This is a genomic window from Baekduia sp., from assembly GCF_035685985.1.
Lineage (GTDB): Bacteria > Actinomycetota > Thermoleophilia > Solirubrobacterales > Solirubrobacteraceae > Baekduia.
In genome coordinates this window covers 24,367-46,053 of sequence record NZ_DASRZV010000021.1, presented here as the reverse complement: position 1 = coordinate 46,053, position 21,687 = coordinate 24,367, and the positions used below count along the sequence as shown (strand labels likewise).

The 21,687-nt window shown below is 71.5% G+C and carries 17 protein-coding genes; 12 read left to right on the top strand and 5 right to left on the bottom strand.

What is annotated here, in order from left to right; genetic code table 11:
• Positions 1-186: 186 nt before the first annotated feature.
• The 5 genes from VFG42_RS11495 to VFG42_RS11475 all read left to right on the top strand — a co-directional run bounded on the left by VFG42_RS11495 (position 187) and on the right by VFG42_RS11475 (position 5,379).
• Complete coding sequence (locus tag VFG42_RS11495) at positions 187-567, top strand: hypothetical protein (RefSeq protein ID WP_324908459.1); 381 nt, start codon at positions 187-189, stop codon at positions 565-567.
• Entirely contained in the window at positions 564-1,022 is a 459-nt protein-coding gene (locus tag VFG42_RS11490) for a hypothetical protein (protein WP_324908457.1), read from the top strand. Before VFG42_RS11495 ends, VFG42_RS11490 begins: the two co-directional genes overlap by 4 nt.
• Positions 1,023-1,257: 235 nt before the next feature.
• Complete coding sequence (locus VFG42_RS11485; protein ID WP_324908455.1) at positions 1,258-2,577, top strand: sigma-70 family RNA polymerase sigma factor; 1,320 nt, start codon at positions 1,258-1,260, stop codon at positions 2,575-2,577.
• A gap of 95 nt (positions 2,578-2,672) precedes the next feature.
• Positions 2,673-4,790: a hypothetical protein gene (locus VFG42_RS11480; RefSeq protein ID WP_324908453.1), complete on the top strand. Its 2,118-nt coding sequence runs from the start codon at positions 2,673-2,675 to the stop codon at positions 4,788-4,790.
• Entirely contained in the window at positions 4,768-5,379 is a 612-nt protein-coding gene (locus tag VFG42_RS11475; protein WP_324908451.1) for a hypothetical protein, read from the top strand. Before VFG42_RS11480 ends, VFG42_RS11475 begins: the two co-directional genes overlap by 23 nt.
• Positions 5,380-5,407: 28 nt before the next feature.
• Here the strand turns inward: VFG42_RS11475 and VFG42_RS11470 are convergent, their stop codons facing one another.
• Entirely contained in the window at positions 5,408-6,184 is a 777-nt protein-coding gene (locus VFG42_RS11470; protein ID WP_324908449.1) for a hypothetical protein, read from the bottom strand.
• 707 nt (positions 6,185-6,891) lie between these two features.
• Between VFG42_RS11470 and VFG42_RS11465 the strand changes: the two genes are divergently transcribed.
• The 7 genes from VFG42_RS11465 (at position 6,892) to VFG42_RS11435 (ending at position 15,776) form a co-directional block, all read left to right on the top strand.
• Positions 6,892-7,638, top strand: a complete 747-nt coding sequence (locus tag VFG42_RS11465) for a hypothetical protein (protein WP_324908447.1) — start codon at positions 6,892-6,894, stop codon at positions 7,636-7,638.
• Positions 7,635-8,033 carry a hypothetical protein gene (locus tag VFG42_RS11460; RefSeq protein WP_324908445.1) on the top strand — a complete coding sequence of 133 codons (399 nt, stop codon included), beginning with the start codon at positions 7,635-7,637 and terminating at the stop codon, positions 8,031-8,033. The genes VFG42_RS11465 and VFG42_RS11460 overlap by 4 nt, the downstream gene beginning before the upstream one ends.
• Positions 8,030-8,620, top strand: a complete 591-nt coding sequence (locus VFG42_RS11455; RefSeq protein WP_324908442.1) for a TcpE family conjugal transfer membrane protein — start codon at positions 8,030-8,032, stop codon at positions 8,618-8,620. Before VFG42_RS11460 ends, VFG42_RS11455 begins: the two co-directional genes overlap by 4 nt.
• On the top strand, positions 8,605-11,022 hold the full coding sequence (locus tag VFG42_RS11450) for an ATP-binding protein (RefSeq protein WP_324908440.1): 2,418 nt from the start codon (positions 8,605-8,607) through the stop codon (positions 11,020-11,022). The genes VFG42_RS11455 and VFG42_RS11450 overlap by 16 nt, the downstream gene beginning before the upstream one ends.
• Before the next feature lie 250 nt (positions 11,023-11,272).
• Positions 11,273-13,222, top strand: a complete 1,950-nt coding sequence (locus tag VFG42_RS11445) for a hypothetical protein (protein ID WP_324908438.1) — start codon at positions 11,273-11,275, stop codon at positions 13,220-13,222.
• Positions 13,219-14,184, top strand: a complete 966-nt coding sequence (locus VFG42_RS11440; RefSeq protein ID WP_324908436.1) for a lytic transglycosylase domain-containing protein — start codon at positions 13,219-13,221, stop codon at positions 14,182-14,184. Before VFG42_RS11445 ends, VFG42_RS11440 begins: the two co-directional genes overlap by 4 nt.
• A complete protein-coding gene (locus tag VFG42_RS11435; RefSeq protein ID WP_324908434.1) occupies positions 14,181-15,776 on the top strand; it encodes a type IV secretory system conjugative DNA transfer family protein in 1,596 nt (531 codons plus the stop codon). Before VFG42_RS11440 ends, VFG42_RS11435 begins: the two co-directional genes overlap by 4 nt.
• A 27-nt stretch (positions 15,777-15,803) precedes the next feature.
• Here the strand turns inward: VFG42_RS11435 and VFG42_RS11430 are convergent, their stop codons facing one another.
• The 4 genes from VFG42_RS11430 to mobF all read right to left on the bottom strand — a co-directional run bounded on the left by VFG42_RS11430 (position 15,804) and on the right by mobF (position 21,680).
• Positions 15,804-17,336 carry a DUF5677 domain-containing protein gene (locus VFG42_RS11430; RefSeq protein ID WP_324908433.1) on the bottom strand — a complete coding sequence of 511 codons (1,533 nt, stop codon included), beginning with the start codon at positions 17,334-17,336 and terminating at the stop codon, positions 15,804-15,806.
• A gap of 183 nt (positions 17,337-17,519) precedes the next feature.
• Complete coding sequence (locus VFG42_RS11425) at positions 17,520-18,254, bottom strand: hypothetical protein (protein ID WP_324908431.1); 735 nt, start codon at positions 18,252-18,254, stop codon at positions 17,520-17,522.
• Complete coding sequence (locus VFG42_RS11420; RefSeq protein WP_324908429.1) at positions 18,217-18,660, bottom strand: helix-turn-helix transcriptional regulator; 444 nt, start codon at positions 18,658-18,660, stop codon at positions 18,217-18,219. The genes VFG42_RS11425 and VFG42_RS11420 overlap by 38 nt, the downstream gene beginning before the upstream one ends.
• On the bottom strand, positions 18,597-21,680 hold the full coding sequence (mobF, locus tag VFG42_RS11415; protein ID WP_324908427.1) for a MobF family relaxase: 3,084 nt from the start codon (positions 21,678-21,680) through the stop codon (positions 18,597-18,599). Before mobF ends, VFG42_RS11420 begins: the two co-directional genes overlap by 64 nt.
• Positions 21,681-21,687 lie beyond the last annotated feature (7 nt).

The following is a 21,687-nucleotide window of genomic DNA, read 5'->3' as shown; positions in this document are numbered from 1 at the left end:
CCCGCCATCGCCTACCTCGCCCGCAAACAAGCCGACGGCAAGACCCGCAAAGAAGCACTCCGCTCCCTCAAACGCCACCTCGCCCGCACCATCTGGCACCACACCCAGACCGCCACGACTTGACATAGGAGCAACCCCGCGACCGTTGACGCGGCCCGGGGGCATGGCCCAAGGAGCCGTAACTCCATGAGCACCCGGGACGCTATCCCGGATGACGACGCGCGCGTCGTCATCCCCGCGCACTTGCGCGGCATCTTGCGGCACGCCGCTGAGACCAAGCTGCAGGAGGCCTGCGACGTGGCCTTCCCGCCGGACCGGCGCGATGAGGTTGTCGACGCCGTGCACGTCCTCGACGCGCTCGAGGCCGAGGAGGTCTCTGTCGGCCTCGTCACGACCCTCGTCCGCGACGCGATCGCGGAGACGGACGGCGAGCGCGTCGAGCCGCACACCATCGAGGCGATCCGCCTCAACGACCGGCTGTCCGGTGTCATCCGGGAGTTGGTCGAGTTCCGCGACACCCTCGGCGGCCTGGAAGGTCCCGAGGCGGCCGGCGGAGGTGCGCGATGAAGGTCGTCGGCACCGGCGCGCCCGTCGCGCTCACGCTGCGCCTGCGCGAGCGGGAGCTGAGGGGCCTCAGTGACGAGCTGGAGCACCGCCGCCGCGTCGTGGACGAGGCGATGGAGACCGCGATCGACCAGGGTCGCGGGTTCGTGTCCGAGCGGGATGACGGGCGGACGTCCGCCGAGATCGTGCTCGCGATCGTGGCGATGCAGGATCTGATCACGCGTGCGGTTCCCAACGCGGAGAGCCGCTTCGTGATCACCGGGCCCACGTGGCTGCTCGGGCCTGCGATCCGTGGCGCCTCGATCGACGCCACGGAGCGCCTGGTCGATGCGCTGCGCAAGTTCGCCGACAGCGGTCGCTCAGCCGAGGGTCTTCGGGATGCCGTGGGCGACGCGTCGGCCTGGAGCGAGACGCTGATCGGGCTGGACCACGCCGAGAACTTCGGCTTGAAGGCCTGAGACCAGCGAAGGCCGGCGCCCGTCGCGTGCGGGCATGCGCCAGGGTGAGGAGATCCTGGCGCAGCATGAGGAGCACGCGAGAGGGCGCCGGCCGGCTGGGAGGGCGGACCGGCTCAACGCATCCACGTGCTCAAAGCGCACGATCGCGATGAGACTTTGAGCGCAAAACCGGTCCACGAGGATTCAGTCGACGAGGTTCGCGGTAAACCCTCGCCACCAATTGGGGTGAGGGGTAATGAGCGAGCTCGTCGACAGAGAGAGCAGCGGCCATGTGCTGATCGTCGACATGCCCTCAACTGGCTCTCATCTCTCGTCGCGCGACGCGGACATCGAGCGCGACTACGCCGAGCATCGCGCGGCGGTGCTCGGGATGCTCCGCGCCGACTTCCCTCATCTTCCGGATCCGGACGAGATCTACCAGGAGGCCTGGGCCGAGCTGCTGGCGCTGGAGGCCCGCGGCGAGGTGGTGCACCATCGTCGCGCGCTCCTGAAGAAGATCGCGTGGCGCCGCGCCGTGGACGCCGCCAAGCGCCGCCGCCCCGACGCGCTGGACCCGTCGAGCCCGGCGTTCGCCGAGATCAGCGACGATGAGCCGCTCCCCGACGAGCAGGCTCAGCTCCGGCTCGACGCCGATGCGCTGCGGGTCGTCGTGGAGTCGCTCGACGAACAGCAGGCCGCAGTCCTGAAGATGCGGTTCGACCAGCAGCTCTCCGCGCGCGAGGTCCAGGGCCGCCTGGGCATCAGCGAGAAGCGGCTGGAGGCGATCGTCACCGCGGCCTACAAGAAGATCGCCGCACAGCTCGATCCCGATCCCACCGGTGAGACGCGCTGGATCCGGCGCCAACGCAGCCTGCTGCTGGCCTGCGAGCTGGGGATCGCGTCGTCGCGGCAGCGTCGCCGCGCGCAGGCGATGGTCGACCGCGATCCCGCGTGCCGCGCCATGCTGCGCGCGATGCGGTCGGGCCTCGACGACGTCGCCGCCGTCCTGCCGGTGCCGGTACTGGTCGAGGAGCACGACCGGCTGCGCGGCGTCGCAGGCGCCACCGGTCGGCTCGACGAGTTGCTGGCCGGAGCGCGTCAGCTCGGCGAGCGGCTCACCGGGCGCGGCATGCCGGACAGCTCCGTCGCGGAGCAGATCGGCGTCGGCGGCGCGAGTGTCGGCGCTGGCGCGGCGACCGCCAAGATTGTGGCGTTCTGCCTCGTGCTCGGTGGAACGACGACCGCGGTCTGCGTCGACGTCGTCGACCATCTCCACGACCGGCCGGCAAAGGCGGCGGTGCCTCCGCACCGTACGAAGCCGCGCATCGTCGAGCCGGATCGGGCGCACGTCGAGGTCGTCCGACTGCTCAAGACCACGACCACGACGCGCTCGAAGACCAAGAGCAAGAAGACGAGCCACCGCGAGGTCCCGGTCAGCTCGCCCGAGTCGACGCCACCCGCGTCACCGGCGCCGAAGGGGAGCACGGAGTTCGGCCCGGGCAGCCTGGGCAGCACCTCGGCGCCGAAGCAGCCCGCCGCCGCGCCGCAAAACGGGGGAGGGGAGTTCACGCCGTGAGTCGACTAAGGAGCACCGGTTCTCTCCAGGAGGCTCGAATGACCCGACTTCTTCCGCTCCTTGGCGCACTGCTCGTCTTCATCGTCGCGGTGGCGATGCCACGCCCGGCGATGGCGGGCGGCTACGACGTCATCGCCTGCAACCAGACCGTGGCAGGCGGCGCCAACCACTCGTGGGGAGCCGCAGCCGACGGCGGCATGACCGCCTACACCGACTGCCCAGCCGGCCAGGGCATCGTCGCGCGCAACGTCTATGACGGCGGGGCTACGGGCTTCCTGCAGGGCGCCTACGCGATCTTCGATGCCCCGGACGGCACCTCGGTCGACTCGTTCAGCCTCGAGGTGGGCCTGCGGCGGAACGACTGCAACTGGGGCGTCGAGATCGTCGGCGGGAACCGCGACCTCGCCGGGAACGTCCTGTTCGGGCTGCCAGCGGGGCAAGCCTGCGACAGCTGGCTCCAGACGCCCGACGAGAACACGTTCCTGGGCGGCCGCTACGGCTATGCGGTCGGAGCGCCGCGCCTGCGGATCGAGACGCGATGCGCCGCCGCGTCCTGCTCGCGCAACGGCGTCGCGGCGATCCACATCAAGAACGTGGACGTCCGCGTACGCGACGACGTCCCGCCCGCGCTGTCCGCCGGCCGCGGCGGGCTCTGGGCGAGCAGCTCTTGGCTCTCCGGCACACAGGCGATCGGCTTCAACGGCAACGACGGCGCCGGCATCCAGCAGCTTGCCGTGGCAGTGGACGGGCAGACGGTCGCGTCGCAGGCGGGAGGCTGCGACTACACCTACGCCTCGCCGTGCCCGCAGCTGACGCTCGACCGGGATCTGGTCACGGCAGGTCTGGGCGTCGACGGCCCGCACACGCTCACCCTCTCCGCCGTCGACGGTGGCGGCAACCCGGCGTCGGTGTCGCGGACCGTGTACATCGACAACTCCGCGCCCGACGCGCCGCAGAACCTCAGCGTCGTAGGCGGCGACGGCTGGCGGTCGACGAACGACTTCACCATCAACTGGACGAACGTGCCGCCGAAGGCCGGCGCCCCGGTGGCCGCCGCGGAATGGGACCTGTGCCCGAGCCCGCTCGGCACCGCGAAGTGCACGCACGGATCGGTTGGCGGCAAGGACATCAAGACGGTCGAGCACCTCAAGCTGCCCGCGCCCGGCGCCTACACCTTGAAGCTCTGGCTGCGCGACGAGGCGGGCAACCAGGACGCGCGGCTGTCCGCGCCGCCGGTGACGCTGCGCTACGACGACGCCAGCCCCAACCTCGCGTTCCTGGCGCCGGACCCGAACGACCCCACCTTGGTCGCGGTCCAGACCAGCGATCGCGGATCGGGCGTCGCCACGGGCCAGATCCAAATGCGGCGTCAGGGCAGCACCGGCAACTGGCTGACGCTCCCGACCGCCGTCCAGGACGGCCAGCTCCAGGCCCACATCGACGACGAGCGCCTCGGCGATGGCGTCTTCGAGCTCCAGGCGACGGCGTCCGACGCGGCGGGCAACCAGCGCACCACGACGACCCGGACCGATGGCGCCGCCGAGACGATCTCGCTGCCGCTGCGCCTGAAGACCAAGTTCAAGTCCGGGGTCGTGGTCCGGCACGGACGGCGCGCGCACCTCGCGCGGTCGGCCTACGCCCGCTACGGCCAGCTCGTCCGGGTGCGCGGCACCCTCAAGAGCCCCGAGGGCAACCCGCTGCAGGACGTCGAGGTCCAGGCTTGGACCCAGATCAAGGACGGCGTCACGCCGCCGCGGCTGGTCGCCACCGTGAAGACGACCCGCACGGGCGCGTTCTCGTTCTTGGTGCGGAAGGGACCGAGCCGCGCGATCAAGATCCGCTACGCGGGCACGGCGCAGATCCGCAGCGCGACCGAGAGCCTCAACCTGAACGTGCGGTCGAAGACCTCGATGCGCCCGAACCACCGGCGGCGTGTCAACGGCGAGTCCGTCCGCTTCCACGGACGGATCAAGACCGGCCGCATCCCGCCCAACGGCAAGATCGTCGAGGTCCAGGTCTGGATCCGAGGCAAGTGGCGCACCTTCGACACGACCCACGCCAACCGCCGCGGTCTGTGGAGCTACGACTACCGCTTCGACGGCACGCGTGGGAACCAGAACTACCGCTTCCGTGCGAGAGTCCCGCGCGAGACGGGATATCCGTTCGCGACGGGCCGATCGGGCGTCGTCCGTGTTCGAGTCCATGGGGTCTAGGGGGAGAGACTCCTCGCCGCAAGCCTCTGTGCCAAAGGGAGACACGATGCTGCACCGACTGCTCAACCGCCTCAGCTATGCCAACGTCGTCGCGACGATCGCGCTGTTCGTCGCCTTGGGCGGGACCTCGTACGCGGCGCTGAAGCTGCCGAAGAACAGCGTTGGCTCGGCGCAGATCAAGACCGGCGCGGTGCATACCGGTGAGATCGCCGACCGCACGATCCGGCTCGGGGACATCAGCTTGAGCGCGCGCGGCTCGCTTCGCGGCCAGACCGGAGCCCAGGGCGCTCAAGGCAAGCCCGGGGTCGACGCCATCAAGCACTTCGCGGTCCTCAACTCGGGCGGCGTGCGGCTGCGGGGCGACGCGACGTCCGGCGGCAGCGCCGGTGGGGTCGGCAACTACACCGTCGGCTTCGCCGAGCCGATCAGCGGCTGCGCCTACTCGGCGACGCTCGGCACGGCCGACGGCTCCAAGGCGCCTGCAGGCCGGATCACGGTCAACGACCAAGGAGGGGCGGTGGGCGTCCAAACCTACGACGCGTCGGGCGCGCCCGCCGATCTGGGGTTCCACCTGATCGTCGCCTGCTGAGATCGGGCGGGTCCCGGCGCGAGGGCCGTCACTCGGTCGGCTCGTCCTCCTCGCGCATCAGACGCTGGAACCGATGCTCGCGCCACAGCGCTAAGGGCGTGTGCGACCGCACCCAGACCTGTCGCGCCGACTGGGGCAGACGGGACCGGGTCGGTCTGAAGGGCCTGACCCATTCGAGCTGGACGCCAGCGAGCCCTTCGCCGTCCTCGGCCTCGCGAGCGTCCCACTGCCACACCTTGACGTGCGCCTCCCAGCGCGACGCGCGGGCGTTGCGCGCCTGCAGCTCGATGGTGACGCGCACGACGTCGTCCTCGGGCAGGAACACCGCTCGATCGGCGTCCGGCGCGGGGTGTACGCAGAGCATGCCGTGGGAGGGATGCTCGGCGGCGGACGGATCGTCTCCGTTGGAGGCGATTGCCGCATGGATGTGGTCCGCCGTGCCGAGGCGCACGAACTGGAGCGTGCGGACGGATCGCGGCGGGACGGGCACGTGGGTCTGGCCGGCTGAAGCCAACTCGAAGCGCAGGGCGCCACGCGAGACCGACGGGACCTCGAACTCGGGGATCGGCCCGGCCTCCGTGGTCTCCGGGCCGAAGCGCTGGTGCACCGACACGACGGCCTCGACGTCGTCGGCTTGCGTCCGGCCCCGGTTGATGACGAGCAACGTCACGACGTGCGGGCGTCTCGGCTCGCCCGAGACGAAGATCGCCTCGTCGCTCTCGAGCGCGTCGTCGTCGTGCTGAAGCACGAGCTTCGGGCGACGCCACCACCGCTGGAGCGGTGAGCCGAACAGCGCGACGACCACCGCGGCGCACGTGCCGATGGCGCCCACCCACGTCGCAGCGTCGGATCCTCCGCCGTTCATCGCGACGTCCAAGGCTAGAGGCGCTCCCTGACGCCGACGCGCGAAAGGGGCGAGGGGTGATCGTGCCGGCCATCGACTAAGGAGCGATGGTTGCCTCACTCCGACCCAGGTCCACCACCTTCGAGATCACGGATGACTCGGCGACCGTGGAGACGATCTTCGTCCCGGCCCAGCGCCGTGGCTCGCGGTGGGACTCGCGGGTCGCGGCGGTGGTCCTGGCGGTGGGCGTTGTCGGTGCTCTCGTCGTGTCCGCACACCCGGCCGACCGTGCCGCGGAGGGCCGGTCGGCCGCTGCGAGCGCCCCGTCGCTGGCCACGGTCGCGCCCGCGCGGACGGCTCCGGCGCCTCGTACGCGGCCGCTCCCGCGGCGTCGCTCGGCACCGGTCAAGCATCCGAAGCGACGTCACCATCACCGGCGTCGCGCGACGCGCCGCCCGGTCGCGGTCCGGCCGCCCGCGGCATCGGTGGCGACGACCCCGGCGCCGCGCGTCGTACCGGCGCCCGCACCGGCGCCGAGGCCCGCGCGCTCGGCGGGCACGACCTCGCGGGAGTTCTTCTAGATGTCGCGCCGACCTCTCGTTCCGCTTTCGGTGATGCGGTGGCGCGCTCGCGCACCGCGCGTCGCGTTGATCGCCTGCTGCGCCATCTTGAGCCTCTCGGGGCTGCGCACGGCCGTCGGCGGAGACCGCGGCGTCGCGACGGCGCGAACGCAGACGGTCGCGGTCGACGGCTCCCTCGATGGCTTCGCCGAGGGCTTCGCGCGCGCCTACGTCGCGCCGCCGAGCGCCGATCCGTCCGGGCGTGAGCGTGGCCTGAAGGCCTACGGGTTCGTCGACGGGGCGTCGGCGCCCGCGAACGTCGACGGCATCCGCGTGCGGTGGTCGGCGGTCGTCGCGTCGCAGGCCCGGCCTGGGGGCGGGCGGACGGTCACCGTGCTGCTCGACGACGGCCGCCGGTCGTGGTTCTTGGCGGTGCCGGTGACCGTCGACCGCGCGGGACGGCGCTCCGTCCCGTCCCCACCCGCTCTCGTCGGTCCGCCGGCCGTCCGCTCCGATCCCGTCTCGTCGGCGGAGCTCGAGGTGGACGACGCCGAGCTGCGCCAGGTCGTCCAGCGCGTCGTGCGCCACTACCTCGCCGGCGATCGCGTGGACCTGGCCGCGGACCTCGCGCGCGGCGCGGTCATCACCGTGCCGCCGACGCCGACCCGTCTCGCCGACGTCGACGCCACGACGTGGGTCACGCGACCCAGCCGGGTCGCCGTCGCCATCAGCGCGTCGGGCCCTGAAGGCGTCCGGCTCGCCCTTCGCTACGAGCTGCGTGTCGTCCGGGCGGGCGGCCGGTGGCTCGTGCGCGGAATCCAGGTCAACCCACTCGACAGGGAGCAACAACCATGACATCCCCCGCTCACGCCTCCGACCGCCGATGCCGACCTCGTCGGCGCCTGCGGCGCCCCGACACGGATCGCGCCGCCACGGCGCTGCGGCGTCTCCGCCGCCTCGCGGTCGGCACGGTCATCGCGCTCCTCGTCGCGGCGCTCGGCGCGACGAGCGCGATGGCCGACCCCGGTCAGTTCGGCAAGAACCTCGGCGATCAGGTCAAGTCGCTGTCGACCGGGCTCTTCCTCGCGGTCGCCGGTCTCGTGACGCTGCCGATCCTCGGGCGGCGCGACGTCAACGGCGGCGTCGTCTTGGCGGGCCTGGTCGTCGTCCTCGGCGGGTTCATCTTCGCCCAGGACATGGTCAAGCATGTCATCGTCGATCTCTGGAAGACGCTCCCGGACGGGGCATGAGCGACAACCAGCTCATCCTCCGGTCGTACCGGCTGGCGTTCGAGGTCGAGCGGCGTCTCCATCGCATCGACCGCTTCCGGATCCCGGTCCCGTACGGCATCCCGCTCGTGGCGCTCGCGTACTGGGCGGCGGTGATGGCGGTGTTCCTGCTGCTCGGGACGCTGCCGATCGCCGGCGTCGCGCTGGGCGCGCTGCCCTGGCCCGTCCGCCTGGTCCTCCTTCCCGGCCTCGTGACGCGGGCTCTCTGCCGCCCGCGGCCGGACGGGCGGCCCACGCACGAGGCCATAGCCGCCTACGTCGCGTTCCTCGTGTCGGCGAGGCATCTTGTAGGACTCGCGCCTCCGCCTCGCGGTCACGGCTGGCTCGGCGCGGTCGCGATCGCCGCGGACGAGCACGCGGTGCGCTCCCCGCGCGGCGTCGTCCGCGGACCGTGCACGGTCGTTCTACAGCGGGCGGCGCGTCTGGAGCTCCGGGCGCGCGCGGTCTCGCTTGCGCTCCTCGATCGCGACGACGAGCTGCAGGAGCCGCAGGCCGTGGCGCTGTCGGCAGGGGCGCGGATGGAGGTGAGCCCGTGCGGCCGCCGCTGAGCTTCGCGTGGCGCAACGTCCTGTTCGGGGCGGACGCCGACGACGCCTGGGCGCTCTACCGCGTCCACACCGCCTCGTACGGCGGGCTGTCCGCGGCGGCGAAGATCGAACGGCTGGCCGCGCTGGCCAGCTACGCGACGGTCGCCGAGGCCGACTTCCAGATCCTCCGCGTGGCGCGGGCGTGGTCGGCAACCGTCTACGCGGACGCGGCGTCGACGCTGCTGGATCCCGCGCACGGGCACGCCGATCGCCTGGCCGGGCTGGTCGCCGAACACGAGGACCAGATCGGCACCGGCGGCGCGACGACCTCGGAGGTGTTCCTCTCCGTCCGGCTCGCGCCGCCGTCGGGCGTCCGCCCATCGCCACGCGGGATGCTCGGCGAGCTGCGCCGCGCGCTGGGCCTCAGCGACGCGCGGGCCATCTCACAGCGCCAGCTCGACGCCGTCCTCGATCGCGAGGGGACGGCTTTCGCGCGGGCAGGCGACTACCTCGACGTCGAGCGCGCGACGACGACCGAGTTGGTGTGGTTGCTCCGGCGCACGGCGCTGCGCGGACTGCACGAGCCGGAGTGCGATCCCTTGTGGCAGCCGCCCGCGCTGGTCCTGGACGCCGACGACGAGGACGGCGGGCGCCGGTTCCGGCCACTGGACGCCTGCATGACGGCGCTGCTCGACGAGCCGGTGACGGTCAGCCGCGACACGTTGGAGATCGGTGACACGGCGCAGGCCGTGCTCGTCGCCGGCGTGTTGCCGGAGACCACGGCCTTCCCGGGCCGGCAGGCCGAGCTGCTGTTCGCTCCGCTGGAGGCGGTCGGATTCCCGGTCGACGCCTGCTTCTCCGCGCGCTGGATCCCGAACGACGCCGCGCTGGCGCTGGTGCGCCGCCGGATCGTCGACGCCGATCATGCCTTCGACGAGGAGAGCCTCGGCGACCACGGCCCGACGTCGCGCACCGCGGCACGGCCGGAGCTGGTTCGCGACCTCGAGCAGGAGCTGACCGCGAGTGATCGCCCGCCGCTGCTCCGCGGACAGCTCGGCTATGCCATCGCGGCCTCGTCCTCGGCGGAGCTCGACGAGCGCGTGCGCACGCTGCGGCGCGAGCTGGCGCCGATCGCCCTGCACCGCCCCAAGGACATCCAGTTGCCCCTCTGGGTCGGCCACCTGCCCGCCCAGCTTCCGCGCGTGCGCCGGTACGACGACGTGCTCCTGCCCGAGCAGCTCGGCGCGATGGTCCCGACAGCGACCCATGCCGTCGGCGCCCGTACCGGCCTGCTGATCGGCCACACGATCTCCGGGTCGCGGCGTCCCGTGCTGTTCGATGTCCAGCAGGGCTCCCGCGAGGACGACGCGCCCGCGGTCCTGTGCACGGGCACGCCCGGCCGCGGCAAGACGACCACCGCCCAGCTCCTGGCGGTGCTGGCGTTCGTCACCGGGTCCTGGGTGGTCGACATCGACCCCAAGGGCGACCACCGCCTGGCCGAGGCGATCGGCGAGGAGCACGTCGACCACGTCGAGATCACCGCCGACGATCGCGACCGAGGTCGCCTCGATCCGATGCTCATCGCGCCGCGCGACATGCGCGTCGAGCTGGCCTACTCGTTCCTCACCGAGCTGCTCCCGGCGCCGGTCGCGCCGACGTGGCAGACCGAGATCCGCGCGGCCGTCGCCGAAGCCGTCGATCGCGGGGCGCGCAGCAGCGGCCTGGTGCTGGAGCGCCTGGAGCAGGGTGGGGAGGACGCGCACGCGGCGGCGCGCGCGCTGGAGATCCACGCGGCCTCCGGCCTCGTGCGACTGGGGTTCGCCGACCGTGGCACCGAGCCGCCGTCTGGCGCGCGCCGTCCGGTGACGAGCATGCGCATCGCCAACCTTGCCCTCCCGGAGGCCGGCACGCCGCGCGCGGAGCTGACGCCGGAGGAGCGCACCGGGCGCGCGCTGCTGCGGCTGCTGGCGGTTCACGCGATGGACCTGCTCTCCAGCGACCGCGCGCGGCACAAGCTCCTGATCCTGGAGGAGGTCTCGCAGCTGGTCGGTGACGCCGTCGGCCTCTCGCTGGTCATGCGGATCGTCAAGTGGTGCCGCAGCCAGAACGGCACGCCGATCCTCATAGACCAGCTGCTCGACGGCCTAGACGCCGTGGTCGACCTCGTCGGCTGGCACTTCGCCTTCGGCGTCAAGACCGAGCGCGAGGCCAAGCGGATCGTCAACCACATGGGCTTGGACGCCGACGACCCGAGACTCGTCTCGCGCCAGCAGCGCTTCCGGCGGGGGCAGTGCCTGGTGCGCGACTACGAGGGCCGCGTCGGCGCCGTGCAGATCGACCTGGGGAGCCTGCTCGCCGAGCTCGCCACCACGCCGCCGTCGCGTGGCGCCGCGCAGGACGATGACCAGATGGCGTTGTTGTAGGCGCTTGCTGCTCGCCGTCGCGGTGAGCGTCCTCGTCTCCGCGCCGAGCCCCGCCAGCGCGGAGACGACCCGGACGGCGTCGACAGCGGCGCCCGCCACGACGGCGGCGCCCGCCATGACGACGGGCGCCCCGCCGTCATCGTCTGACGACGCGTACAGCGACCCATCGCGCTCGCTCGGCGCGACGTCGCCGTCGTGTCGCTACGCGCTGTCGGACGTCGCGCGGCGGAGCTGCCGCGCGAGCGGTTCGGTGGCCGAGCCGCATCCGCTGAGCAGCTACGGGATCGACGTGCGCGTCGGGTTCTCGATCACCGATCCCGGCAAGTCGTTCCTGGCCGCGCTCCAGATGCTGGGCGCGGGGGTGTGGATGGCACTCCTGTACGTCGTCAAGGGCGTCCTGCTGTTGTTGGAGTGGTCGTTCTCGCTGGACCTCACCAACGAGGCGATGCCGCAGGTGCGAACGAGCCTTGCCCGCCTGCACGACCAGGCCTTCGGCGACTGGTGGCTGCTCCTGGCCATCTCACTGACCGGCCTCTGGGGGATCCACCGCGGGCTGGTCCAGCGGCGCACGACCGAGACGCTCGCCGGGTTGGCGGCCACCGTCGCGCTCATCGTTGGCGGCCTTGTGCTCATCAGTCGCCCCGACGACACCGTCGGCTGGATGGCACGGGCGACCAACGACGCGGGCATGACCGTGCTGGCCGCGGGCACGGGCGGCAGCGCGCGCAGCCCGCGCGACGCGCTGGCGTCCTCGATGGGCGAGGTCTTCGACACGACCGTTCGGCGCCCGTGGTGCGCGTTGGAGTTCGGCTCCGTCGACTACTGCGACAAGCGCATGGGGGACCGCGCGCATCCGACGAACGCCGAGGTCTGGTTGCAGTACCCCGCCCAAGGCTGGCAGCGTGGCCGGCTGCACACGTTGTTGGACAAGAAGCAGGGCGACCACTTCAACTTCGACCCGGTCCACAACACCAAGACGCTGCTCGGCATCGACGACGATCGCAAGCTGCCCGACGACGTCGAGACGCTCGTCCATCGCGATCCGCCGCGGGCCAGCCTGCAGGACGCGGGCGGGACGTTCCCGCGGCTCGCGCTGCTGGCGATCGTCCTGGTGGGCCTCAGCGGTGCCGTCGCCCTGTACTCGTACCTCGGCGTCCGGCTCGCGCTCGCCGCGGGCCTCGGCCTGGTCCTGCTTCTCATAGCCCCGCCGATGCTGTTGGCGCCGGCGCTCGGCGATGGCGGCCGCGCGACGTTTCTCGCGTGGCTCAAGCGCCTGCTGGCGGCCACGATCGCCAAGTTCATCTACGCCGTCTTCCTGACCGTCGTCCTCGCGGCCGGGCGCGTCTTCGGCAGCCTGGAGTTTGGGTGGTTCGGAACGTGGTTGCTCCAGGCCGCGTTCTGGTGGGGCGTTTTCGTCAAGCGCCACGACCTCATCAACTTCGTCGCCGGTGGGGTTCCGCACCAGCACGGCGAAGGGCTGGGTCGGGCGCTTTCCCACGGCTACTACGCGTGGATGCTCGGGCGCGGTGCCCGGCAGGCAGTGGGCCGCGCCGTCAGTCCGGTCGGTGCCGGCCGTGACGTGATCCAACGCGGGCGGCATGACCGGCAAGAGGCACGGGCCGCGGCCACGCGCTCGCTGGCCCAGGAACGCCTCGACACCCGTCATCGCGACGAGCTGGCGGCCGGTCAGACCCAGGGGCGCGGCGTCGTCGACCGGCGCGACGCGTTGCAGCGCGAGCTGCGCGCGACCGACCGCCGGCTCGCGGGGCACGACGAGGCGGTCGCCGTGGCCAACGCCACCAAGTCGAAGCCGCCCGCGCCCAACGCCGAGCAGCGCCAGCTCCTCGAGCACCGCGAGCACCTGCGCGGGCTCCTCTCCGACCCCGTGGCCGCGGAGGCCGAGCAGGTCGTTCGTCACGCCGATCGCAACCGCGCGCTCACCGGCGACCCGATCACCCAGAAGGACCTCGAAGTCCATCGCGCGCGCCGGTCGTCCGAGCTCCGAGACGTGCGGACCCCGGAGACGCGCGAGGAGCGCGATCTGCTCGCGGCCGCCCAGGCCGGTCCAGGCGAGCGGGCAGCTCAAGAGCGTGGACGTCGCTGGCTGGACGACGACGAGCTGAAGCGGCGCCGCGCGGACGAGCTGGCCGAGCTCCGCGCACGCCGACGTCGACAGCGTGCCGGGCGGGGGCGGCGATGAAGCTCGTCGGCGGTCTCGCGGCCTCGCTGCTCGCGGCGTTCGTGCTCCTCGCCGCCGTGCTCACCGGCTGGACGCTCACGTCCGGCGCGGCCGGTCAGACCGACTGCGCGGGCGCTGGGCTCGCCGGGACCGTCCCGGCGGAGCTCCAGCCGCTGTTCAACGATGCGGCCAAGACCTACGCCTTGGGTGCCGAAGGTCCGGCGATTCTGGCCGGCCTGACCAAGGTCGAGTCGGACTTCGGCCGCAACATGGGTCCGTCGAGCGCCGGGGCGGTGGGCTGGACGCAGTTCATGCCCGGCACCTGGCGGCAGTTCGGCGTCGACTCTGACGGCGACGGTCGCGCCGATCCCATGACCGCGGCCGACGCCATCATGTCGGCCGCCCGCTACCTGAAGCACTTGGGCGCCCCAGGCGACTGGCACCGCGCGCTCCTGGGCTACAACCACGCCGAGTGGTACGTCCGGAAGGTCCTCGACCAGGCGCGATCGCTGACCGCGAAGGACGCCTCGGCGGACGCGTCGCTCTGCACGGACGACCTCGCGCTGCCGAGCGGCGCGGGCGGTCGCCTGATCGGCGGCGGCCGGATCGTCCCGATCCCGGGAGAGCCCGGGATGACGATCGACGAGCGGCTCGTCCCGGACATCCAGTTCCTCCGGGCGAAGTTCCACGTCACCGTGACGGCCGGCTACGCCCCGACCGGCCACGCCCAGCACGGCGAGCATCCGCTCGGTCTCGCGGTCGACCTCGTGCCCGGCCGAGGGGGAACCTGGGACGACGTCGACGCGCTCGCTCGGTGGGCCGAGCCGCAGCAGAACCATCCGCGACCGCCGTTCCGTTGGGTCGGCTACGACGGCGACTCCGGCCACGGCCGCGGCAACCACCTCCATCTCTCGTGGATTCACGGAGCCGCGCCCAACGGGCCGCCGGCGCCGTGGGTCCAGGTCCTGATCGGAAGCTCATGAACAACGAGAAGAGCACCAACAAGACCGAGCCGAACGCGCCGATCGAAGGTCTCGGCTGGATGATCGGCGGGCTGGCCATCGCGACGATCGTCGGATGGGCGGTCGTCGTGCTCGCCGGGCTCCTGGGGCACGGGCACGTGCCGCCGGTGGGACCCGCGATCGGGCTCGTCTCGCTGCTGCGCGTCCTGGGCTCGGGCCACTGGTCCGATCCCGCCGCGGCGTACCCGCCTGACGTGCGCGGGTCGCTTCCGGGTCCGGTCCTCTGGTGGTTGTCGGCCATGGTGGTGATCGGCCTGACCGCGACGCTCGTCGCCGCGTTCCTCCGCCACGTCGAGCCCGAGATCGCGCGCGAGCGGCTCGGTCGGCGCTCGTTCGACTGGCGCGGAGCCCGTCCTCGGCCGTGGGCGCGGTACCGGGACCTGCGCACCGGGCGGTCGACACCGGAGGGCTTCTCGCTCGGCCGCCTCGATGGACGGCCGGTGTTCGCCGACGAGGAAGCTCATGTTGTCGTCATCGCTCCGACGCGGGCCGGCAAGACGACGCGCTGCGTGATCCCGTGGCTCCTCGAGCACGACGGCCTCGCCATCGTGACCAGCACCAACCGCGACGTCATCGTCGCGACCCGCGAGGCGCGCGAGCGACGGGGCACGACCTACATCTACGACCCGTTCGGCACCGAGTCGCTGAGCTGGTCCCCGCTCGCGGGATGCGAGCGCTGGTCGGGCGCGCTCCGACAGGCGCAGTGGCTCGCCGACGCCTCCTCCGACGGCGACTCCGAGATCGCCCGCTACTGGCGCGGTGAGGCCGCCAAGCTCCTCGCGCCCCTGCTGCACGCCGCGGCTCTCGGCCAGCGCGACATGGCCACGGTGCTCGCGTGGGTCGACGCGCAGGAGACGCGGACGGTGACCACGATCCTCAACGCCGCCAAGGCGGATGCCGCCCGTGAGCAGCTCCGCGCGATCACCGAGCTCGACCCGCGCAACCGAGGCACCACCTACATGTCGACCGGCTCGGTCCTCGCCGCCTACCGGTATCCGGAGGTCCAGGAGACCGATGAGGCCGGCTTCGCTCCCGACCGCTTCCTCGCCTCGGCGGCGGACACGCTCTTCCTCGTCGCCGAGGATCGGCATCAACAACTCGTCGCGCCCTTGTTGGTGGCGTTGCTGGCCGCGCTCCTGCACGAGGCGATCGAGAGCGGGGCCTTCCGAGACGGAGATCGCCGTCTCCGTCTCCTCCTCGACGAGGCCGCCAATGTCGCGCCGCTCGCCGACCTGCCCCGCACGATGTCCCAGGTCGCGGGCCACGGCATCCGCGTGGCCACCGTCTGGCAGTCGCTTGCCCAGATGCACGAGCGCTACGGCCGCGGCGCCGACACGATCATCGCCAACTCGACCGCCAAGCTCTACCTCGGGCCGATCACCGACGACGCGACGCGCAAGCACGTCGCGGGCGCGCTCGCGAGCCGCTCCGACGCGAAGGACGACCATGGCGCGACCGCGCGAGCGCTGCAGCAGCTCGTCGGCGATCGCGCGCTCCTGATCTCCGGGGCGCGCGCACCGGCCGTGACGACGCTGAGACCCTTCTGGCGCTGAGCTTCAACAAGACCGCCCGGAACGTCTCTATTCGAGCGTGTCTGCTTCAGAAGGGTCGTCGTGCACGTACATCGCGGCGTCGAAGGCTGCCCACACTGGCGCGAAGTCTCCACTGACATCGATGCCGTACCGGCCAAAGATCGCGACGATCCCCTCCTCGGCGATCTGGAGAGCGCTTCCGATCGCCTGCGGGCCGATCGTTCGTTCTGACGCTTGGAACGCGCCGATCCGGTGACCTCCGTGGATGGGCTCGTCGCAGATGACTGTGTCGCCGTCTCGCACGGACGGCCACTCACCGTGATTCTCGGATGACATCGGTACGAACGACAGGTCGTAGAGACGCTTCAGGTCGCACTCGATCGCCATCTTCCGGATGGTGGTGTCGGAAAAGGCGCCGACGTTGACGGGCTGCGCCCACTCGGCGAGCTCGAGGTTGACGCGGTGATCGAGGTACTCCAAGAACTGGCGCGCGTCGTCGTCAGGGTTGTCCCCGAAGTCGACCTTGATGTGATCTCTCAGGAGCTTGAGGTTCCCGAGGCCGTGCTCCTTGTACGCCTCAAAGAGTGCTGGGTCGTTTCGGCGGCTGAGCCATGCGCTCACGATGCGCGTCTCGACCAGAGGACGAACGTAGAAGCTCGCGGTCGCCGGCGACCACGCAGAGGGTCGATCGAGGAAATCGAGCACCAAGCGGTACATCCGGGACGCCATGCCGAACAGCACCGCGGTCGCGTCATCTGCTTCCGGGGCCGTGTAGGCAGTAAGTTGCGCGTCGCGCAGCTTGTCACCCAATGCTCGGGCAGCGTCAAGGAGCGTGCGAATCTCGGAGAGTTGGAGCACCGGCTCGGGATCGAGCGGGCCGTCGCCTTCATCTGTCATTGGGTTCTCGCTTACATCTACATGGAACCGGCACGGAGCCAGTTCGCGGCCGCGCCTCCAGAAGCCTCGGGCCCAGTCCAAGGACGACGAGTCCTCAGAGACTTCGATGCCGTGCATGCTGCCCCAGGTCGCGCGCATCATCGACTCGACCATGCGCTGCTCGCGCTCCGAAAGATTGTTGGGGTACTTCGGCGCCATCTCCATAACCGAGCCGACGGAGTACATGAACTTCCCGTGAGTCACCATTCGGGAGATAGCGGCCATGCGCAGTCGGGTGGAGCGCATCCCCGACTTGTCCATGTTGTCCTCGATCACGCTCTGAAGGAGCGGTATCCCGATGCTCGGGTCAGGTTCGAACGATTGGTCGCCGCCGACGAACAGCCAGGATGCAGGGCACGTCGGGAAGAGCGCGAGGGCGTGCGACAGGGCGGAGGGAATGGCGTGCGGTGTCTCGCGTTGGATCGCCTTCCGCGCGGCGATGCGATCGGCCTCTGGGACCAGTGCGAACGAACTCAACCGACCGTCCGCAATGCGCCGACCCTCTGGGACGAAGCGATCGATGACGTCCAAGGGCCGGTACACGGCGCGCCACTCCGACCGCCGCCCCAACATGACGGCGATCCACAAGAAGTCCGGCAGCATGTCGCGGTGCCAAGCAACCGTCTTGAGGTTGTCGTACTGCATCAGCGGCGGGATGAACCGCTTCCCGCGGCGGACGTGCCCTTCCAGCACAGATCCCTGCTTGGACCGCGAACCTCGGCGACGTCGACGTGGGTCCTCCTGCGACACGCTCCGACGTTAGCGGGGCGTACGGACTGCTTCAGTTCTCAAACGAGCGTCTCCGAGTATGACCCGAGCGCTTAACCGCTACGCCTTGGGTGGCGGCTTCTCGCTGACGATCGGCTTGCCGATCTCGCCGTCGACCGTCTTGACGTAGGTGGTCATCAAAGAGATCGCCCACTGACGGAACGCGAGCGCGGCATCGCGGGCGACCTCGGAGCGTTGGAGGATGGTCTCCTGTGCTGTACCGGGACCGAACGCGAGGCGGATCGCCGCCTCGTCGGCGTAGGTGAGCGTCGTGACGTTCGTGTCGCCGTCGTGGTGCGCGTAGGTCGGGAAGTCCTTCATGTCGGCGAGGACGGCGGCCAGCTCGTCATCGCTGGTGGCATCGGACTTGTAGGCGGGATCCGGCGACGGATAGTGGAACGTGTGGTGACGGATGCGCTCGAGCGAGCCCTTGCCAGCTCGTTGGAGGGCGCCGACCACGCGGGCGAGCTGCTTCCGCTCCGCGGCTGGAACCCGGGCCAGCAGCTTGCGGACGTCCGCGAACTCCTGGCGGTAGTAGTTGATGGCTTCGACGGCCTCCACCAGGTGCCCGGTGAGCAGGCGCACGCGGTAGGTGAAGTCCTGGCTGTGCTCCCGGTTCGAGCGGAGCAGGTCGTGCAGCGCGCGCTCGATGTCGTTGCGGGCCATCGACATGGCGACTACGAAGCGGGCCTCCGGCCTGTCTGGAGGGAACACGTCGGCGACCGGGTCGCCGGTGTCCTCGTCAGGTGGCTGCTCGTCACTCATGCGGGCGGGTCGACCGGGCGGGTCGACCACCAGATGGTACGGCTCGCGACCTGGAGCTTCTGCGCGACTCTCGCGTGCGACTGCGGAGATCGGGATCGCGATTGGCGCCTACGCCGGCCATCAGCGCGACGGGGGTGCTCTCCAACGCCGCGGCCACCCGTGCGATTGTCCGGACGCCCGGATCGATCTTCCCGCGCTCGATCCGCCCCCAGTACGACGCGTGCATGCCAGCACGGTCGGCAACGATCTCCTGCGTCAGGTCCAGCGCCTTGCGGCGCGTCCGCACGTTGGCCGCGAACTGCCGGAGCGGGTCGATGCCTGAGGAGCCCGGCCTCGGCGCGATGACCACTGCCGTTGGGGGCGGCGCATCCTTCAGCGCTTTGATCTCGTCGGGATCGAGGTGCCGCAGCTCGATGTACGCCCACCCGCCGGGCATGGATGGGGAGGAGTACCGAGCCACGACCTCGTCCTTGAACCTGAAGTCGCAGACCGAGCAGAGCCCGGTGGCACGTATGCGTTCTCCTCTGGGTGGCATGCGTAGTCAAGAGGGGCCGGAGCGGCAAACTCGCCCCTACAGCTCCATCCCCGGACCGTCGATGTCGGGCGCGCGCGGCAGTAGGTCAACCGCCGGCGCGGAGGCGGAGACGAGGGTCGCGGCATCGCGCATCCACCGCTCTCGCTCAACGAAGCCGGCAGGGCAGACGCCGAGGGTCGCGGTCGCTTCTCGATCACAGAGGACGATGCGCACCTGGTCCCGATCGATCGTGACCGGCGCGAGCGCGTGCTGTTGCAGGGGCCGGTCCGCGGCGACCCCGACGCTGGCCGCCTCGGCCTGCTGCGACCATCGTTCGATCGCCTCCATCTGCTGACCGATCTCGTGCTCGATGGCGGCGTGGCGCGACCGTCGCAGCCGCCCCAGCTCGGCCTGCTCCGCGCGCATGGCCTCGATCCGCCGCCGACCGGCCTCGATCTCGCGCTGGGCTGCCTCACGGCTCGATCGCCCGCGCCGGCGCGGTCGGCGACGTCGAGCGCCAGCTCCTTGCGGCGGCTGGGCGTGAGCATCGCGACGACGTCCTCGGCGACGACGTCGTGATCCGGCTCCAGCCCCGGCAACGCGCGCTCGACCGAGCCGGGGGAGACGATGTAGAAGCGCGCCTGCGATCGGTGCCGGCTCAGCGCTGTGTACCCCCACTCCCGGTAGAGCTCGTCCGAGCCGAGGACGAAAGCCTGGTCGACCGTCGCGCCCTGCGCCGCGTGCGCGGTCAAGGCGTAGGCGTGATCCAGCCGGCCCTCGTCGAGGTACGCGGAGTCGAGCCTGCGCTCCGTGCCGTCCGCGATCTGGAGCGAGACCGTTCGAGCCTCTAGGTCGACGCCTACAACTTCGCCGCGCATGCCGTTGACGACATCCGCGCGGCGATCGTTGTGGCGCGCGATCACGCGGTCGCCGACGGCGAACGCGCGCTCGCCGGCCGCCAGCTCGTCGGTGCCCAGGCGGCCGTCGCGATGCATGCGGTGCCGCGCCCGCGCGTTCAGCTCGGCGACGTCGGCCCGGCGGTGGGCGATCATGACGGCGTCGTCGCCTTCGGCGCGGCGACTCGCCTCCCACCAGTCGTCGACGAGCGTGTCGCGAAGCTCGTCTGCCGTCGGCCGGGCGACGAGCCGCCCGCGATCGCGATAGGCCTCGCTCCACGTGCGGACCTCGCCGCGACGCAGCTCGGCGAGCGCGTCGCGGTCCCAGACCTCGGCCTGGCGGTGGACCTGGTGCAGCTCGACCGCGCCCAGCTCGCGCGCGAGCCGCCGGAACGCCCCGCCTGCGTCGATCTCCGGCAGCTGACGGTCGTCGCCGACGAGCACGAGCTTCGACTGCGTCTCGGCGGCGTGGCGTGCGAGCCGGTCGATCGTGCGCGAGCCGACCATGCCCGCCTCGTCGACGATCAGGACGGAGCCGTTGACAAGGCCATTGCCTTGATCGATGTCGAGCAGGAGCCGCGCGATCGTGGCGCTGTCGATGCCGGCGAGCGACTCCATCTCCACCGCGGCGCGCGCGGCCAGGGCCGCTCCGAAGACGCGAACGCCCGCGGCCTCCCATGCGTCGCGCGCGGCGGTGAGACCGCGGGTCTTCCCGGTGCCCGCCGCCGCGCGGACGACCTGCACGCCGTCGCCCGACGTCGTCAAGCTACGCGCCATCGCCGACTGCTCGCCCGCGAAGCGCTTCTCCCGCGCGAGCCGCTCGTCGACCTGGTCGGGGACGAGCGCGGCGACGCCCGTAGCGCGGCGGTGAACGGCGTCGGCGACCAGGCGATCCTCCAGCGCGAGCATTTCGGGTGTCGAGTGGCGGGGGCCGCCGAGGTGCCCGCGCCGGCCGTCACGCTCCAGCTGGATGGCGTGGCGGGAGTCGAGCCAGCGGTCGGCCAACGCCTCGATCCGCTTCACGGTCGCGCCCTCGCGATGGGCCTCCGCCCAGTCCCGCAGGACGTCGCGACGGTCGAAGGTGGAGGACTGCTCCGTGATCCCGCCGGGCGCGGCCATCGCGTCGGCGGTGGCGGTGAGGTCCGGCTCGACGGTGCGGCCCGGAGCACGGCGGTCGAGGACCAGCGACAGCACCTGGCGGTCGAGCCCGAGCTCCGCGGCGCGTGCGCGCCATTCCTCGCGGAGGCGACCGGTCGGCACGTTGTAGTCCTTGGCCTTGCGGGTCTCCAGCGCGGCGACCTCCGCCGCGCGCGCGGACCGCGCGCCGAGGCGCGCGAGGCGCTCCCGGATCTCCTGACTGCGGCGCGAGAAGTGCTTCAGGACCTCGTCGTCGATCCCGCTGATTTCCGCGACGCCGTTGTGGACGGGCTCCCACTCGACGCCGAGGTTCTGGGTCAGGTGGTGGCGCAAAGCGGCTTGGTAGAGGAAGCCGGCGGTGCGGGCATGGGCGTAGAGCGCGCGGCCGTCGAGCGCGGTGGCGGAGCCGGCGGCGGTGGTGGTGTTGGCGACGACGGAGTGGGTGTGGAGCTGGGGGTCCCCGGCACGCGAGGTCCGGTGACGGAAGGTCGCGATCGTCAGCCCGTCGCCGCGCAGGCGGTGCTTGCCACCCCGGCCGCGCCGTGTCCAGGTCGCGTGGCGCTCCACGTAGTCGAGCGCGTCGCGGATGGCTTCGTCGTGGGCTTCGCGGGCGGCCGCGGAGACGCCCGGGTCGCCGATGCCGTAGATGATCGAGACGGACTTGGGCGCGGAGAAGGTGAGGTCGTAGGCGAGGACCTTCTTGGGGTTGGCGGTCGGCTCGGTGAGGACGTTGAGGAACTGCTCGTCCTCGACGGCGCCGTCGAGCCCGCGGTCCTCGGCGCCGTGACCGTGCCACTGGCCCTGGGCTTCGCCTCGGTGGGTGTAGTAGTCGTCCTTGCCCTTGGCGACGGTGTCGATGTAGTAGCGCGGATCGCCCTGTCCGCCGCCGACCTTGCCGATCGAGAGCATGTCCCGT

What these genes read in the sequence shown, in the direction of transcription:
- VFG42_RS11495 (WP_324908459.1), top strand. Translation starts at nt 187, where the DNA reads ATGAGCACCCGGGACGCTATCCCGGATGACGACGCGCGCGTCGTCATC.
- VFG42_RS11490 (WP_324908457.1), top strand. Translation starts at nt 564, where the DNA reads ATGAAGGTCGTCGGCACCGGCGCGCCCGTCGCGCTCACGCTGCGCCTG.
- VFG42_RS11485 (WP_324908455.1), top strand. Translation starts at nt 1,258, where the DNA reads ATGAGCGAGCTCGTCGACAGAGAGAGCAGCGGCCATGTGCTGATCGTC.
- VFG42_RS11480 (WP_324908453.1), top strand. Translation starts at nt 2,673, where the DNA reads ATGCCACGCCCGGCGATGGCGGGCGGCTACGACGTCATCGCCTGCAAC.
- VFG42_RS11460 (WP_324908445.1), top strand. Translation starts at nt 7,635, where the DNA reads ATGACATCCCCCGCTCACGCCTCCGACCGCCGATGCCGACCTCGTCGG.
- VFG42_RS11455 (WP_324908442.1), top strand. Translation starts at nt 8,030, where the DNA reads ATGAGCGACAACCAGCTCATCCTCCGGTCGTACCGGCTGGCGTTCGAG.
- VFG42_RS11440 (WP_324908436.1), top strand. Translation starts at nt 13,219, where the DNA reads ATGAAGCTCGTCGGCGGTCTCGCGGCCTCGCTGCTCGCGGCGTTCGTG.
- VFG42_RS11435 (WP_324908434.1), top strand. Translation starts at nt 14,181, where the DNA reads ATGAACAACGAGAAGAGCACCAACAAGACCGAGCCGAACGCGCCGATC.
- VFG42_RS11430 (WP_324908433.1), bottom strand. Translation starts at nt 17,336, where the DNA reads ATGCAGTACGACAACCTCAAGACGGTTGCTTGGCACCGCGACATGCTG.
- VFG42_RS11420 (WP_324908429.1), bottom strand. Translation starts at nt 18,660, where the DNA reads ATGCCCGGCGGGTGGGCGTACATCGAGCTGCGGCACCTCGATCCCGAC.
- mobF (WP_324908427.1), bottom strand. Translation starts at nt 21,680, where the DNA reads ATGCTCTCGATCGGCAAGGTCGGCGGCGGACAGGGCGATCCGCGCTAC.